Source organism: Pseudomonadota bacterium, from assembly GCA_018823285.1.
In the GTDB taxonomy this organism is placed as follows: Bacteria; Desulfobacterota; Desulfobulbia; order Desulfobulbales; family JAGXFP01; genus JAHJIQ01.
Map to the genome: position 1 here is coordinate 1 of JAHJIQ010000008.1, position 15,291 is coordinate 15,291.

The window sequence follows — 15,291 nt, forward strand, 5'->3', positions numbered from 1 at the left end:
AGATCATCTCAGCCTTATGGAACTTAGCCGAACATTACAGCGCGATTTATCCAGCTTGAGTCAGTCAGCTTCTCGACTGGAAAAGAAAATGAAAGATGACGATTATTTACGCGAAAAAGTAAATAAAATCAAAATGTTGATGAGATAATGCCCATTTGTCAAGCCTGACCCCCTGACCTGACTGATTTTGCAAAATATGCTATCCAAGTGCTCGCAGATTTAAGGAGTATTTGTTGTCACCCGAAATATGGAGAATGTTTTTCTCGGTTAACTTTTTCAAGTCTCGCCTGGCAGTTTGAGTCGAAACTCTCCTGTATAGAATAGAGAATGGAGACTTTTCCATCAAATCTTTTAAACTGAATGGAGATTGATTGTCTAATAACAATAAAAGCAAGTCAAATTGACGGCTTGTAATTCTTTTCTCTTTTTTCTCGAATGCATAAAAATCTCTGAGAGTAAATTTTCTAATGAAATAAACAATAGATTCCTTAATGCCTTGTAGGCTTTCGACAGACGCCTTTAACATAAACTCAACAAATGGAGTAATATCTTTTTTAAGATTAATACTTTTTGAAAATGATATGTAATAATCATCAACATTCCGATAGTAATAATTAGATATTTCCTTGGGTACGTATTTAATGTTGGAGGTTTGGAGTAATAAAGCTTCTATTATTCTCGCCGTCCTCCCGTTTCCGTCAGCAAATGGATGAATAAGACAAAAGTGATAATGGGCGAGGGCAGCACGAATAAATGGGTTAAGTGTTTTTATTTCTTCGCTATTTATCCAATTAACAAACTCGGTCATTAGATTTTTTATGTCAGCTAATATTTTAGGAGGAGTATATTTACCCCCATGAGCCTTGTCTCCGACATAAACCATTTCGTTTCGGTACTGCCCTGGTATATTGTTTTCAAGTAGAACATTGCTGGTAATAATTTTATGTAATTCTTTGATTCTTTCTTCTGTTAAAGTAAACGGCTCGTCAGCAGGCTCAATGCCAGATAACCAATTGTAAGCATTAATTAAATTCTTTATTTCTTGTTTGTCTTTTTGGGTATAACTGACTATGTCCTCACCTGCAGCGATTCTTTTAACATCTTCTCCTGTGATTGCATTCCCTTCAATCATGGCAGTCCCAGATATTGAGCTATACATAATGTCAGGCTCTAGGCGCGATGAAAGCTCAGGCAAAATTGGCAGATCAACAACTGTTTCGTTGAGCACAGTGGCCCGCATAAGTAAGTTGTTAATTTTAGTTTCATCATAAATATCGCATAAATAAAACTTGCCCGACTTAAAAGTCATAATTTCTTTCATTTATTCACCACGAAATTGATACAGGAAATGTAACCAAATAAGCACATAAATCAAGCTAGTTAGCAATGTGTTACCGTAAAATGTGTAACGCATAATGTATCACAAACAAAAATATTTTAAAATAGAAAAAGCCCAACAAAAGGGTCAACCTGACCGCTTTTTGAAGCAAAACGTCGTTACGGCCTGATCATTCTGAATTACACAGTGACTTCAAACCATATCCATTTACTTATCCAGGATGGAAAAGAGAGAGACGTAATTCCCCGATCAATCAAACTGGTAGCCGGGCGAATCGGCCAGGAGTTTAATTTGAGGAAGAAACGGAAGGGCGCTTTCTGGGAGGATCGTTATCACGCAACAGCAGTAGAGACTGACCAACATTTACTTAGATGTTTAGTATACATTGATTTGAATATGGTTCGTGCCGGAGTCGTTTCTCATCCTTCGGAATGGGCTTTCGGCGGATATAACGACATCCAGCAACCGAGGAAGAAGAATGTGATTATCGACCATCGAAAACTTGCGGAGCTCGCCGGATTTGATAGCTATGAAGAATTTCGAATGGCCCATCAGGAATTGGTGAATGATTCTTTGGTAAATGGGAACAACTTCCGGCAGGATCAGTGGACTGAAAGTATTGCCGTTGGAAGTACAATTTTTCTTAAGGGAATAAAAGACAAACTAGGGGCACTCGCGAAAGGGAGAAGTATTTTTGAAAAAGAAGGGGCCCTTCAGTTGCGTGAGAATATGGGAACCTATAATGCTGTTTTCGACAGTAAAAAAGAAGATATAGGGGCTTCAAACGCCTACTTTTGGGATGTTAATTCTATAATTACGACTAGTTAGTGTAGCCCGTCATAAATAGTGCAACATATAAGATTGTGATGTATACTGTGCTGCATGAAAACAGCACCCCAAATCCAATTGGCAGAGGATGAGCGAACACGGCTCGAAAGTATAGTTCGGAGCCGTTGTATTTCTGTTCGTTTGGCGGAACGAGCCCGTATCGTTCTGTTGGCGGCCGGAGGCCATGAAAATATGGAAATCGGTGAAAAGCTGGGCATAAGCCGACAAAAAGTTGGCCGTTGGCGCAATCGTTATGCTGAGCAAGGCTATTCTGGAATAGAAAAGGATGTTCAGCGCTCAGGTCGCCCGCCGGTACATAAACGTAGCCTTTCGGATGAAATCATTCGAAAGACACAGGAAGAAGTTCCCCAAAACGCCACTCATTGGAGCCGTCAGACAATGGCGGAAGCCGTTAATGTCAGCCCGAGCACTGTAGGAAGAATTTGGCGTAAAAACGGACTAAAACCGCATTTGGTGAATGTATTCAAGCTTTCTAACGACAAACATTTTGTGGAGAAACTCGAAGATATTGTGGGGCTGTATCTATCTCCCCCGGAACATGCAATCGTTCTTTCCTGTGACGAGAAAAGTCAAATTCAGGCTCTCGACCGCACGCAGCCAAGCCTGCCAATTAAAAAAGGTCGTTGCGGAACGATGACCCATGACTACCGTCGGAACGGCACGACATCGCTGTTTGCCGCACTTAACATTGCGGATGGCAAGGTGGTTGGAACATGCATGAAAAGACATCGTCATCAGGAGTGGCTGAAATTTCTCAATTTATTGAAGCGCTCAACCCCAAAGGATAAAGAAGTTCACATCATTTGTGACAATTACGCAACACACAAACATGCCTCAGTTAAAGAATGGCAGGAGCGTAACAAGAGGTTCCATTTCCATTTCACCCCGACAAGTGCATCTTGGTTGAATATGGTCGAACGTTTTTTTCGGGATATCACTGAGCGGCGTATCCGGAGGGGGGTATTCCGCTCTACTATTGAATTGGAGGTAGCGATCAGTGATTACATTCAAGCCCATAATGACAACCCGAAACCATTTATCTGGACAGCAAAGGCAACTGATATTCTGGAAAAAGTTAAACGAGCAAGGGAATCCTTGATTAAGTTACAGGATTAATAGCGACCACCATTAGCGTGGTCCGACCCCGGCTAATCGGCTAATCCGGCTACTCTAAGCCCCGGCTAAGCGCTAAGTGACCCCGGCTATTCTAAGCCTGGACATAAGCAAAAAATCAGAATGCGCCTTGCAGCCCTTGATACTGCAACATGCATTGAAGATATGGACATTCCGGGCTTTCGTCTCCATCAACTTAAAGGAGACAAAAAAGATTTATGGGCCATAGATGTAAATAAAAACTGGCGAATTGTTTTTAAATTCGAAGACGGTAACGCCTACATCGTCAACTATGAGGACTATCACTAATGAGTATGCACAATCCCCCACATCCAGGAGAATTTATTCGAGAAGTTTATCTTGAGCCGTTCCATTTCAGCTATCGCAGTGTTGCAATGAAGCTCAAGGTTTCCCCTTCAACTTTTTTGCGCCTAATTAACGGGCAGAGTAACATGAGCCCAGAAATGGCTCTACGTCTTTCAAAGGGCTTGGGGCGCTCTCCTGAAAGTTGGTTGGCAATGCAAGAAAACTACAACTTATGGCATGCAAAAAAAAATGTTAATCTCGATGAAATCGAGCCTATCGCAATGCATGCATAAAATGAAAAGACAAGCTTTAACAACCAAGTCAAGCGGGGCGCCTACCGGTGCCCCTCACCCGAAACGTGAGCCTGTAGAAAAAGCCTAAATTTCTGGAATTATTATGTAAAATGCTGTAAGCACCGAGTGTTTATTGCATGAGCACACCTCACCTTCAGCACCGGATATTGCAATGCCAAACTTCAAGCCGTATTCCACTTCTCAGGGGATATTTGCCCGTTGAGTCGGTATTTAGTCGATCAGGGCGATTTTTTTCGCTGCAATGAAAAACCTGCCGATGGGCAGGTTTTGTGTTTGGATTTCCTCTTCGCCACGATGGTGATCTGATCCGGTCCGGTCTTTTTTGATCTTCCAGGATGGAAATGTTTGTCGGCGAGCATGGTGAGTTGTGCGCCTCGTGCGAAAATAAGATGTCCGGCGAGAAAAAAAAGCAGACAAACAGGGAGTTATTTTGTATCTAGTATCGGTTGTCTGGAATATTTTTTTAACAATTTTGTAATATAGCATCATTGACTTGCTAATTTTACAGGTGATTCTTTAAGGAGGATTCAACGATGTGTACGGACTTTGGTGGTGGTTACGGGAGTGAGATGGTGTCGCTGACCGATATTTTCGGCAGCAACGTATTCAATGACAAGATCATGCGGGAAAGGCTGCCGAAGGAGACCTACAAGGCCCTCAAGCAGACCATTGAGCGCAATGCCGCTCTGAAGCCGGAAGTCGCTGCGGTGGTGGCCAACGCCATGAAGGATTGGGCCATTGAGCGTGGCGCCACCCATTACACCCACTGGTTCCAGCCGTTGACCGGCTCGACTGCCGAGAAACATGATTCTTTTATCTCTCCCACCGCTGACGGCGGGGTGATCCTCGAATTCTCAGGGAAGCAGCTGATCCAGGGCGAACCGGACGCTTCTTCCTTTCCGAGCGGCGGCCTCCGGGTGACCTTCGAGGCCCGCGGTTACACCGCCTGGGACTGCACTTCTCCCGCCTTCTTGAAGGAAGATGCCGAAGGCGATGTGACCCTCTGCATCCCCACCGCCTTCTGCTCTTACAATGGCGAGGCTCTGGACAAAAAGACCCCGTTGCTTCGTTCCATGGATGCGGTTTCCAAGCAGGCCATCCGGGTGCTCCGCGCCATGGGCAACACTACTTCCACCCGGGTTACCGCCACCGTCGGTCCCGAGCAGGAGTACTTTCTGGTCGACAAAAAATTCTATTTACAGCGTCTGGACCTGATGACCGGCGGCCGCGCCCTGTTCGGCGCTCCGGCTCCCAAGGGTCAGGAGCTGGAAGACCAGTACTTCGGCGCGATCAAGGACCGGGTTGCGAGCTACATGAAGGAACTCGACATCGAACTCTGGAAGATGGGGATCACTTCCAAGACCAAGCACAACGAGGTGGCCCCGGCCCAGTACGAAATGGCCCCGGTCTTCTCCACCACCAACATTGCTGCCGACCACAATCAGTTGGTCATGGAGACCATGCAGAAAGTGGCCCTGCGGCACGATCTGGTCTGCCTGCTGCACGAGAAACCGTACGCCGGGGTAAATGGTTCCGGCAAGCACAACAACTGGTCGCTGACCACCGATGACGGCATCAACCTGATGGAGCCGGGTTCCACTCCTGAAGAGAACGCCCAGTTCCTGGTGGTGCTGGCCGCGACCATGAAGGCGGTGGATGTCCATGCCGATATCCTGCGTGCCACCTGCGCGAGCTCCGGCAACGACCATCGCCTGGGCGCCAACGAGGCCCCGCCGGCGATTATCTCAAGCTTCCTCGGCGATGAACTGACCGATATCCTGAACGCCGTAGCCAAGGGCGAGAAGTATTGCCGCAAGGGCAGCGCTTGCCAGTTCTTGAGGATCGGCGTCGATACCCTGCCTGATCTGCCCAAAGACAACACCGACCGGAACCGGACCTCGCCCTTTGCCTTCACCGGCAACAAGTTCGAATTCCGGATGCTTGGTTCCTCCCAGTCCATCTCCGGCCCCAACGTCGCCCTGAACACCATCGCCGCCGAGGTCCTGGACGAGGTCGCCAGCCGTCTGGAGAAGGCCAAGAACGTCAACACCGAGATCCAGGCCATTGTCAAAGAGTTCATGGCCAAGCACGGCCGGATCATCTTCAACGGCAACAACTATTCCGCCGAGTGGGAAAAGGAAGCAGCCAAACGCGGCCTGCCGAACACCAAAAACGCGGTCGACGCCCTGAAGGCTTTTGTGACCCCGAAAGCGATCAAGCTCTTTGAGAAGTACAAGGTGCTCAGTAAAGAGGAGCTGCATTCCCGGTATGACATCTATGTCGAGCAGTATGCCAAGCATATCAATATCGAGGCCCTGACCGGGATTCAGATGGTCAGGCGGCAGTTCATCCCGGCGGGAATTCGTTTCGCGACCGAGCTCGGCAACTCCATCGCCGTGGTCGGCAAGGGCGCTTCCGTGCAGAAGGCACTGCTGGCTGATGTTTCAAAGCTGCTTGAATCGGCCGCCAAGAAGGTCAAGAAGCTTGAGGACGAGACCGCCAAGGCCCAGGCGATCACCAAGGTTGACAAACAGGCCGCCGCCTACCGCGACAAGGTTTTTACCACCCTTTTCGATCTGCGGAAGGACATCGATGGCCTTGAAGCACTGGTGCCCAGTGATCTGTGGCCGGTCCCGACCTACAGCGATTTGCTGTTCAAGCTGTAAGTCGTACATCGTATATGGTAGAGAAAGGGAGTCCTGCGGGGCTCCCTTTTTTTTTGCCGTTCCGATTGCACCTTGGCTTGCGTTGTAGTTTATTCATTGTTGTTTCTCCGCAGAGTAAAGGAGGGAGGGGTGCAACTCAATCTATGAGTTCTACCGAAACTCAGCCTGTTTGCCGGCTAACAAGATAAATTGCTGATATTATTGCCTTTTATGCATATCGGTGTGGAGCAGAGCTTCAGTCGAGCCATCTTTCGACAAGCTCAGGAGGAGCGGTAAAATAGTAATTCCGTTCACTCTGAGCTTGCCGAAGAGTCATTGACTGAATTTGAGTGGTAATCAGTGATGAACAGGCAAAACGGTTTTTCCTATCAGTTTGACAATAGCGCGTGCAAAACCTGCGGCGGCAGATGCTGCCGGGGCCGGCAGGGTTATGTCTGGATCAGCGTTGCCGAGCTGCAGGCAATGGCCGCAGCACGGAAGATGGCGGTTGAGATTTTTACCAGGCAATTTGTCCGGGAGTTCCGGGGCAGACTTTCCCTGCAGGAGCGGGTGGTGAACGGCGAGCATTTCTGCTGCTTTTTTGACCCCATCGACTGCAGATGCACTGTTTACGAGGCCCGACCCGAGCAGTGCAGATTGTTTCCGTTCTGGAAATTATCAGCGGATGAAACCCGGGAGATGCTTGCTGAATGTCCCGGCGTTTCCCTGAAGGATGAGGGCGGATGACTGAAGTGAAAATGTATCCAACTTACTGCACCTTCGAAAGAATCAGCAATGCAGAGAGTCGGGATATATGGAAATGAATCATTTGAAGCTGCAGCTCAAGATTCCCCCGGTTGTGCAGGGAGCGTTGGCCATGGCCGGTATCTGGCTTGCCGCCCGATATCTGCCGCTCTGCCGCTTTGAATTCCGGTATCAGACTGCCGCCGCCTGGATCCTCGCCGGAGCGGGGTTGCTGGTTGCCGTGGCCGGAATCCTGGCCTTTATCAAACTGAAAACAACGGTGGATCCACGACGCCCCGATGAGGCAACTGAACTGGTGATCATCGGCATCTACCGATACTCCCGTAATCCGATGTATCTTGGCATCCTGCTCGTCTTGGCGGGAGCCGCCATCTATTCCGGCGCATTCTCAACGATTCTCGTGGCCGCCTCGTTTGTCTGGTTTATCAACAGGTTCCAGATTGCGCCGGAGGAAGCGGCCCTGCAGAATAAATTCAAAGAGAGTTACCGCCGATACCGGCAAAAAGTCCGGCGCTGGCTGTAGTTCCGGGGTGAGAGTGGAGGAGAGCGGTTTGCCGGAGAGTGAACGTCAATGAAGATCTGGGTCGATGCGGATGCCTGTCCGGTGGTGATCAAGGAGATCCTGTTCAAGGCGGCGGAGCGGACCGGAATTCCGTTGACCCTGGTGGCGAACCAGATGATGCGCATCCCGGTGTCGCGCCTGATCAGTCTGGTGCGGGTGCGCCATGGCGCCGATGTTGCCGATAATGAGATCGTGAAACAGCTCCTCCCCGGCGATCTGGTCGTGACCGCAGATATCCCCCTGGCCGCGAAGGTGGTTGAAAAAGGGGGGTGGGCTCTAAACCCGCGCGGAGAACTCTATACCGAAGAAAACATCCGGGCGCGTCTCAGCATGCGGGATTTTCTCGATACCCTGCGGAGTGATGGTATCGATACCGGGGGGCCACCGGTGCTCAGCCAGAGAGACCGGCAGAACTTTGCCAATAATCTGGACCGACTGCTGACGCGGTATCTCAACCAGGCATGACGTCACCGGTATCAACCGGGTCGCAGGTCTTTCTCGACCGGTTCCGATTTCCGGCAGATTCCGCAGGAGAAAAAAATGACCATCACCATCGGATTTGACGTGTACGGCACCCTGATCGACACCCACGGGGTTGTTGCGGCGCTTGAGTTGTTCATCGGCGACTCTGCGCGTGATTTTTCCGCCACCTGGCGCGACAAGCAGCTGGAATACTCTTTCCGCCGGGGGCTGATGGGTGCGTACGAAAATTTCGCTGTCTGCACCGCTAACGCTCTGGAGTACACCGCCCTTTTCTATAAAATTGCCCTCACCGGAGAGCAGAAAAAAGATCTTCTCGCTGTGTATCGTACCCTTCCGCCATTTGCAGATGTCAAAGAGGGGCTGACTCGGCTGCAGGAAGGCGGGTTTCGCCTCTACGCCTTTTCCAACGGCAGTGCTGAAGCGGTCGAGACGCTGCTCGCCGGCGCCGGGATCAGGGATTTTTTCCTCGGGGTTGTCAGTGTGGACGACCTGAAAACCTTCAAGCCGAATCCCGCCGTGTACCGCCATTTTTTAAGAAAGTCCGGGGCGGCGGGGAGCGGGGCCTGGCTGATCTCCGGCAATCCCTTCGATGTCATCGGCGCGATCTCGGCCGGGATGAAAGCGGCCTGGGTCAAACGTGCACCGGAGGCGATCTTCGACCCGTGGGGGATCGAGCCCACGATCATCGTGCCCGGTCTTGCCGATCTGCGGGAGAAAATCGCCGCGTGTCAGCAGTCGGCTGGTGAAGCCAATGCAGTTTGAGGAAGAGCGTTATCAATGAGAGTGTGGGACATCCATCCCGGTTATCTGAACCGGCAAAGCCTGCTGGGCGAGCATCGGGAGCTGCACGGGATCGTCTCGATTCTCAGCAACAATAAGAAGGGCTACTCTCGACATCCGGAAACACTTCGCTGGCAAGGGTATGGCTGGGCGCTCCGCCAGCGGCATGCCATGCTGGCTGCGGAGATGGCTCTGCGCGGCTATGTAGATCGGACCCCGGTGGCTTTAAGGTCGAAAAAAGGCGTGTGGCCCGAAACCTACATCGACCAGCCGGGAGCACAGCTGGCTCTTCTGGCAGGAAAGTATGTGGAACGCGGGGAGGGCCGGATCCCGTTGCCGGCAAATGCCCAGCAGCTATGGGCCCAGCACAAGTATTCGGTGATGGCGCGCGACCCGGGCATCTATAAAAGCATCGGCGGGCGGGTGGCGGCAAGAGGGGGGAATTCCGAGGTTGCCGCGGTTGCCCTGGTCTTAACGGAACTGCTCCGCCAGCCGCCGAACCGGCGTTATATTAAAAATACCCTGCAGCATATGTGGGGTTATGTTTCACAATGGAGCGGGGTGGAGGGGAGAAAAATCGAAGGACTCACCCCGCACAGACTGCTCGCCGAGATCCGGAGAGCGGCTTTCGCCGGCAAGGTCCTTTATCTGGTCCATTCGACCGCCTTGAGTGATCTGGCCGCCTGGAAATACTAAGCCGTTGTCCAATAATAACTGTCACATTTAGAGGCTGTAAACGGCATAAGGGGCCGTATTCAGGCGACCATTTATGTAACAGTTATTTCTTAACGGCCCCTAAATCGGACCCTTTCCCTCTTCAATCATATCCCAGAAAAATATCGGTGCGGACCTGGTCTTCTTTGACGCTGATCGCGGCCAGCGCTTTTTTCATCGCTTCGACCATCACCGGCGGGCCGGAGATCATATAGGTCGCCCCGGGATAATCCGGGACTTCCTTGGTGATGACCTCTGCGGTAATGAACCCCTGGTGTGCGTTATCCATTCCCGTGGGATCGGAAAGAACGTGGACCAGCCGATAATCCGGGAGGGCAAGGTTTTCCAGTTCTGCCCGGAATGCGATGTCGTCTTTGTTCAGGTTCCCATAGAGCAAAACGATTTTACAGGCGGATCCCTTTTTTTTCTCATGGCTTTTGAGAATGCTCCGGATCGGGGTGATGCCGATGCCGCCTGCAATCATTACGATCGTCCCGCTCGCCTCTTCACAGATGAATTTCCCGGTGGGGCCCTTGACGGTCGCCGGGATTCCCCTGGCAAGAGACTCAAGCTTTTCGCAGTAAGGGCTGCCGGTCATCCGTTTGGTGAACTCGATATACCCCGTTTCCTCGGGGCAGTCACTGAGCGACAGCGGGTGGACCAGTTTGTCGCCAAGATCGACCAGCATGTACTGCCCGGCCGTGAAGGCGAGCCCGTCTGGCCTGGCAAACCGATAACTGACGGAGGACGGGGTTCTTTCAATTCGTTCGATAAATTTGGTCTGGTATGCATTCATGATGATTTCCTCTTTATTTATTGAAGCTCCCTGCAGCTGACAGCGAACAGCGTTAGACCGAGAATCATTGGGAAGGCATTCTCTTTGCAAGTTCAGGCAACTGGTGAAACGGCTGTTGCGATCATAGCATATCGGCCATCGGAAAGACCAGATCGCAGACTTTGGTCGCCGCCTTTAAAGGAAAAGATGCCTGCGGGTGGAGCAGGATATTTTTCTTTTCCACCAGGTGATCCGGATAATAACTTTCCTTGGCCTGCCGCAGGCCGGGCACCCCCAGATCCTGCTCCCGGTTCACGTATTTGAAGTCTTGCAGGCCGAATTCGGCAAACCACTTGTTGATCAGCTGGCCGAGCCCGGGGATCGCGGGGTTCGCTTTTTCGAAATGCCACACGGCCATTTCAGGCCGGAGTTCTTCTGCGATGGCGATCGCCTCGACCTGCCCGTTGATCAGGACCGCGCCGCCCAGCAGGTCAAGTTCAGCAAAGTAGTCCAGGCAATCGTTCAAGGCCTGGTACTCACCGCAGAGCCCGGGTTCGTGATGGCATTGCCTCTGGACGCACCAGCGGTGGGCCAGTTCCTTGCATTGAGCAATGTTGGCGGCGGTTATCGGTTCATACCGGCAGGAGTAGTTGTTGAGACACCCTTTGATATGGTTTCTTTTCTTTGCGAACCTGCGACCGGCAAGGGTTGCCAGATCTTCGACCAGATAGACGTAATCGGCGTTGTCGCGGTCTTCCTCGACGGCTGCGGCATAATAGAAGTCTTCCCGGCCACCGGCCGGCAGACGGATCGCCCCGGTAACGGGCCCGTCAAAGCAGCTGAGGGCATCCCGGATCTCGAGATCGCCCAGCGGCGGCCCGAAAATGATTCTGCCGGGCAGGACCCTGCTTGCCGATTTTACGGTAAAAATGATCGAGCCTTCGATCTCGAAGAAATCGAGCGGCCGCATGTGCCGCCAGACAAAGAGGTTGGTGAAGGTGTGTTCGGAAATGACCGGCGGGTACTGCCGGAAAAGGGCGGTGATCTTTTCGCGGTCGCTTAATTCGAGTGCTTTCATCTGGTCCGGAACGGGGAAAAAGTCATCATGGAATCAATCATAGCAGTTTGCGGGGAAAAATCATCCGGGTTTTCCGGTCCGGGAGAAAATCCGGGTGAAAAAATATTGACGGCCCACGGGAAAAAACTTAGGATAACGCCCTTGATAAATCATATTTTCAGAGTAATCGAGGAGAAAAGAGAAAATGCTTGATTTCATGCGGCGGAAAGCCCAGTCGACTTTCATCCAGGTCACCATTGTGGCGATTATCCTGGTCTTTATTTTCTGGGGAGTGGGGACAAACCAGGGAACCGGCACCAATGCCGTGGCGATGGTGAATGACGAACCGATTACCTATGATGCGTATCAGCGGACCTACAACAAACGAATCGAGGACTTCCGCAGCCAGCTGGGGGGGAATATTCCGGATGGTCTCCTGGAGACTCTCGGCCTGAAAGATCAGGTTCTCGACCAGTTGATCCAGCAGGCCCTGGTTCGGCAGGGTGCGGCCGAAATGGGGTTGCTGGTCAGTGACTTTGAAGTCCAAAAAGCGATCCAGGAGATGGAGACCTTCAAGAACAACGGCGCCTTTGACCTCGGCTGGTACAATCAGATCCTGGCCGGCAACCGGATGAGCCCCGAGCAGTTCGAGGCTTCGATGAAAATCGACCTCCTGACGGGAAAGGTCCTCGACCATCTTTCCCGGTTCGCCGGAGTGTCCGAGGCGGAGCTTGCCGAGAGAATCGACTTTGAATACCGCCAGAAGAAATTTTCCTATGTTGAGATCGAGCCCAGGGATTTTGAGAAGAAAATCGAGATCAAAGACGAAGAGCTTGCCGCGTTTTTTGAGGAGAAGAAAGACAGTTACCGGACCTCACCACAGATCAAATTGAATTACGTCCAGTTCCTGTTTGAGGACAGCAATACTATCGAGGTGCCTGAAGAGAGAATCGCCGCGTACTATGAGGCAAACAAAGAGAGGTATGTCGTTCCCGAGAAACGACGCGCGAGCCATATTCTGATCAAGGTGGAAGAAGGCGACAGTGAAGAGATGGTGGTGGAGAAACGGCAGAAAGCCGAAGGTCTCCTGAAAAAGATCCGTGAAGGCGCGGACCTTGCCGCTCTCGCCAGAAAGCATTCCGATGACAAGGGTTCCGGGACCAGGGGCGGCGATCTTGGCCTTTTCGGTCGCGGACAGATGGTCAAACCTTTTGAAGATGCGGTATTCAGCCTTGGCAAGGGTGAACTGACCATGGTTAGATCGGATTTCGGCTTCCATGTGATCAGGCTGGAGGCCGTCAGCCCTGCTCAGGTCAGGACCATTGACGATGTGAAAGGCGAGATCGTCGCCGGGATCAGGAAGGAGCAGGCGCGGGAACTGGTGTTCAAGAACGCCAATGAGGCTTATGAAAAGATCATTCTTTCCGGAAGTCTTGCCAAATATGCCGAAGCAGGAGGGGTCGAGATCAGGGAAACCGATTTTTTCAGCCGGACGAAACCCGCTGCCGAATTGGCTGCAAATCCTGAATTTCAGGCGGCGGCGTTCGGTTTGAAGGAAGGAGAGCTCAGTTCTCTGGTTGAAGGAAGAACCGGTTACGCGATCCTTTTTGCCAAAGAGATCAAACCTCCTGTGGTGCCTGAGCTCGCCGCGATCAGGGAACAAGTGGAGAAGGACCTTGTCGCCGAGCGCGCCCGTGAGCTTTCCCGGAAAGGCGCAGAGGAGATGCTTGCAGCGATGAAGGCAGGGAGCACCCTTGACGCCGAAGCCGGAAAGCTTGGCGTTGAAGTGAAAACCTCGCCGTTTCTGTCACGGGCCAACCGGGGAGGCACCAAGCTTTCCCCCGGAGTGATCGACAACGGTCTGGGGCTGACCGCGTCAGCTCCCTATCCGGAAAACATAGTCAGCGAAGGCAATAAATTTTATGTGCTTGCCTTTAATGAGGAAAAAGATGTTTCCGAGGAGCTGGCCCCGGAGAAGAAAGATGAGGTCAGGAAAAAGCTGGCCGCTGAAGCCCAGTCCGCCCGGATGGTTTCCTGGGTGGCCTTTTTACGGGACCAGGCAGAGATTACTATCGATCAGAGGTTCTAAAGCGGCCGGAAAGTCGGATATTTGACAAAGAACACGATCTTTTGCAGGACTGAACGGCTCCAGGCTGTTCAGTCCTTTTTTTTTGTGGTGAGTGAAAGTCTCTTCCGCATGCAAAGGGGGATTTTTCCGGCAGAGGCTCTTCAATCAGAGCTTGAATAAGATCTGGAACCGGGGCACCGTTTTTCTGACTTCTGACTTCTGACTTCTGACTTCTGTCCAGTTGTTCAGCCCTTTTTTCTGCCCCAGAGAGGGTCGTTGCCGAAGCGGTTCATCCACCAGTCTTCGTCGTCAAGCTCAGAGGTTTCTCCCCTCACCAGGGAGATGGGATACTTTTCGCAGTACTCCAGAAGGATACGGTAGGCGTCGTTCAAATCCTGCATTGTGGCAGAGTCTGTGTTTTCTTCCGTTGCGGTAGCCTTGTCCGGATGGTGCACCTTGGCCAGTTCCCGGAAGGCCTGTTTCAGTTCATTGATCGAACACGAATCGCCAAGGTTCAGGAGTTCCCTGGCTTTGGCGATCTTTTCCCATTTATCGCTTTTCTGCATCGCTGTTCTTCGTTTTCCAGCTCTTTTCCTCGCCTTTGACCAGGCGGCGGATGTTTTCATGGTGCTTAAACCAGATAATGGCCGCGATCAGCCCGGCAGTAATGACAAGGGGCTTCCCCTCACCGGAAAGCAGGAGCAGAACCGGCATGACAAGGGACGCGGCAAGCGAACCCATGGAGACATAGCCGGAGAGCCGGACCGTGATGACAAATAATGCCATGGCGCCAAGAGTCGGCAGGGGCGCAAGATAGAGATAGATTCCGAGGGCGGTGGCAACCCCTTTCCCGCCCTGGAATTTCAGGTAAACCGGAAAGCAGTGGCCGACCAGGGCGGCGGTCCCGGAAAGCATTGCAACCATTTCCCTGTGGGGCAGTTCCCCAGGGAAGTGGGCGACCACAAGCATCGGCAAAAGCCCTTTCAGGGCATCGCTGATCAGGGTGAGGGCCCCGAGCTTTCTGCCCAGGAGACGGTTGACATTGGTGGCGCCGATGTTCCTGCTGCCATCCTTTCGGACATCGACCCCGGCCATTTTGCCGTACAGCAGTCCGAACGGGATCGAGCCGACGAGATAGGAGAAAATGATCAGTGCGTAAGACATATTGGCGTGGACCTGTTATGATTGAGTAACATTCCGGAACTGTCCCGCCCAGCATCATACATGGAATGTGGTGTGGCCACAACCGCCGGGGAAGGAATTTTTCCCCCTGTTAAACATCGATCCGGGTGCAGAATTTCATTGTATTTAATCCCTTCGCTTATTAAAGCTGAGTCGAGCAGCTCGCCTGCTCGTACGAAACTTATACCCGCAGGGTGAAAAGCTGAGTCGAGCAGCTCGCCTGCTCGTACGAAACTTATACCCGCAGGGTGAAAAGCTGAGTCGAGCAGCTCGCCTGCTCGTACGAAACTTATACCCGCAGGGTGAAAAGCTTAAGTCGAGCAGCTCGCCTGCTCGTAC

The 15,291-nt window shown here is 51.7% G+C and carries 16 protein-coding genes and 1 pseudogene; 12 read left to right on the forward strand and 5 right to left on the reverse strand.

Features of this window, described 5'->3' with window-relative positions:
• Window positions 1–199: 199 nt before the first annotated feature.
• Window positions 200–1,321: a Fic family protein gene (locus tag KKG35_02850; protein MBU1737053.1), complete on the reverse strand. Its 1,122-nt coding sequence runs from the start codon at window positions 1,319–1,321 to the stop codon at window positions 200–202.
• Window positions 1,322–1,477: 156 nt separating this feature from the next.
• On the opposite strand from KKG35_02850, the pseudogene KKG35_02855 reads away from it, so the two are divergent.
• The 10 genes and pseudogenes from KKG35_02855 to KKG35_02900 all read left to right on the forward strand — a co-directional run bounded on the left by KKG35_02855 (window position 1,478) and on the right by KKG35_02900 (window position 9,852).
• A pseudogene (locus KKG35_02855) lies at window positions 1,478–2,167 on the forward strand (transposase).
• 54 nt (window positions 2,168–2,221) lie between these two features.
• Window positions 2,222–3,304 carry an IS630 family transposase gene (locus tag KKG35_02860; protein MBU1737054.1) on the forward strand — a complete coding sequence of 361 codons (1,083 nt, stop codon included), beginning with the start codon at window positions 2,222–2,224 and terminating at the stop codon, window positions 3,302–3,304.
• Between the two features lie 120 nt (window positions 3,305–3,424).
• The gene (locus KKG35_02865; GenBank protein MBU1737055.1) at window positions 3,425–3,610 is read left to right on the forward strand and encodes a type II toxin-antitoxin system RelE/ParE family toxin; all 186 of its coding nucleotides are present in this window, start codon (window positions 3,425–3,427) and stop codon (window positions 3,608–3,610) included.
• On the forward strand, window positions 3,610–3,900 hold the full coding sequence (locus tag KKG35_02870; protein MBU1737056.1) for a HigA family addiction module antidote protein: 291 nt from the start codon (window positions 3,610–3,612) through the stop codon (window positions 3,898–3,900). The genes KKG35_02865 and KKG35_02870 overlap by 1 nt, the downstream gene beginning before the upstream one ends.
• A 590-nt stretch (window positions 3,901–4,490) precedes the next feature.
• Window positions 4,491–6,587: a glutamine synthetase III gene (locus KKG35_02875; protein MBU1737057.1), complete on the forward strand. Its 2,097-nt coding sequence runs from the start codon at window positions 4,491–4,493 to the stop codon at window positions 6,585–6,587.
• 342 nt (window positions 6,588–6,929) lie between these two features.
• Window positions 6,930–7,313, forward strand: a complete 384-nt coding sequence (locus KKG35_02880) for a YkgJ family cysteine cluster protein (protein ID MBU1737058.1) — start codon at window positions 6,930–6,932, stop codon at window positions 7,311–7,313.
• Between the two features lie 73 nt (window positions 7,314–7,386).
• Window positions 7,387–7,854, forward strand: a complete 468-nt coding sequence (locus tag KKG35_02885; protein ID MBU1737059.1) for an isoprenylcysteine carboxylmethyltransferase family protein — start codon at window positions 7,387–7,389, stop codon at window positions 7,852–7,854.
• 48 nt (window positions 7,855–7,902) lie between these two features.
• Window positions 7,903–8,358, forward strand: coding sequence for a YaiI/YqxD family protein (locus KKG35_02890; protein MBU1737060.1), 456 nt, complete (start codon window positions 7,903–7,905; stop codon window positions 8,356–8,358).
• Between the two features lie 75 nt (window positions 8,359–8,433).
• Window positions 8,434–9,138, forward strand: a complete 705-nt coding sequence (locus KKG35_02895) for a haloacid dehalogenase type II (protein MBU1737061.1) — start codon at window positions 8,434–8,436, stop codon at window positions 9,136–9,138.
• 15 nt (window positions 9,139–9,153) lie between these two features.
• Window positions 9,154–9,852, forward strand: coding sequence for a DUF1722 domain-containing protein (locus tag KKG35_02900; protein MBU1737062.1), 699 nt, complete (start codon window positions 9,154–9,156; stop codon window positions 9,850–9,852).
• Window positions 9,853–9,973: 121 nt separating this feature from the next.
• On the opposite strand, the gene KKG35_02905 is transcribed toward KKG35_02900, so the two are convergent.
• On the reverse strand, window positions 9,974–10,666 hold the full coding sequence (locus tag KKG35_02905) for an FAD-dependent oxidoreductase (protein ID MBU1737063.1): 693 nt from the start codon (window positions 10,664–10,666) through the stop codon (window positions 9,974–9,976).
• A 121-nt stretch (window positions 10,667–10,787) separates the two neighbouring features.
• Complete coding sequence (locus KKG35_02910) at window positions 10,788–11,723, reverse strand: DUF2156 domain-containing protein (GenBank protein MBU1737064.1); 936 nt, start codon at window positions 11,721–11,723, stop codon at window positions 10,788–10,790.
• 27 nt (window positions 11,724–11,750) lie between these two features.
• Here KKG35_02910 and KKG35_02915 point away from each other — a divergent pair, with 27 nt between their 5' ends.
• The gene (locus tag KKG35_02915; protein ID MBU1737065.1) at window positions 11,751–11,915 is read left to right on the forward strand and encodes a hypothetical protein; all 165 of its coding nucleotides are present in this window, start codon (window positions 11,751–11,753) and stop codon (window positions 11,913–11,915) included.
• Window positions 11,908–13,791 (forward strand): SurA N-terminal domain-containing protein, encoded by a 1,884-nt coding sequence (locus KKG35_02920; protein MBU1737066.1) that lies wholly within the window; start codon window positions 11,908–11,910, stop codon window positions 13,789–13,791. The genes KKG35_02915 and KKG35_02920 overlap by 8 nt, the downstream gene beginning before the upstream one ends.
• Window positions 13,792–14,015: 224 nt before the next feature.
• Here KKG35_02920 and KKG35_02925 read toward each other — a convergent pair whose 3' ends face one another.
• Window positions 14,016–14,396, reverse strand: coding sequence for a J domain-containing protein (locus tag KKG35_02925; protein ID MBU1737067.1), 381 nt, complete (start codon window positions 14,394–14,396; stop codon window positions 14,016–14,018).
• Window positions 14,320–14,934 carry a glycerol-3-phosphate 1-O-acyltransferase PlsY gene (gene plsY, locus KKG35_02930; GenBank protein MBU1737068.1) on the reverse strand — a complete coding sequence of 205 codons (615 nt, stop codon included), beginning with the start codon at window positions 14,932–14,934 and terminating at the stop codon, window positions 14,320–14,322. Before plsY ends, KKG35_02925 begins: the two co-directional genes overlap by 77 nt.
• Window positions 14,935–15,291 lie beyond the last annotated feature (357 nt).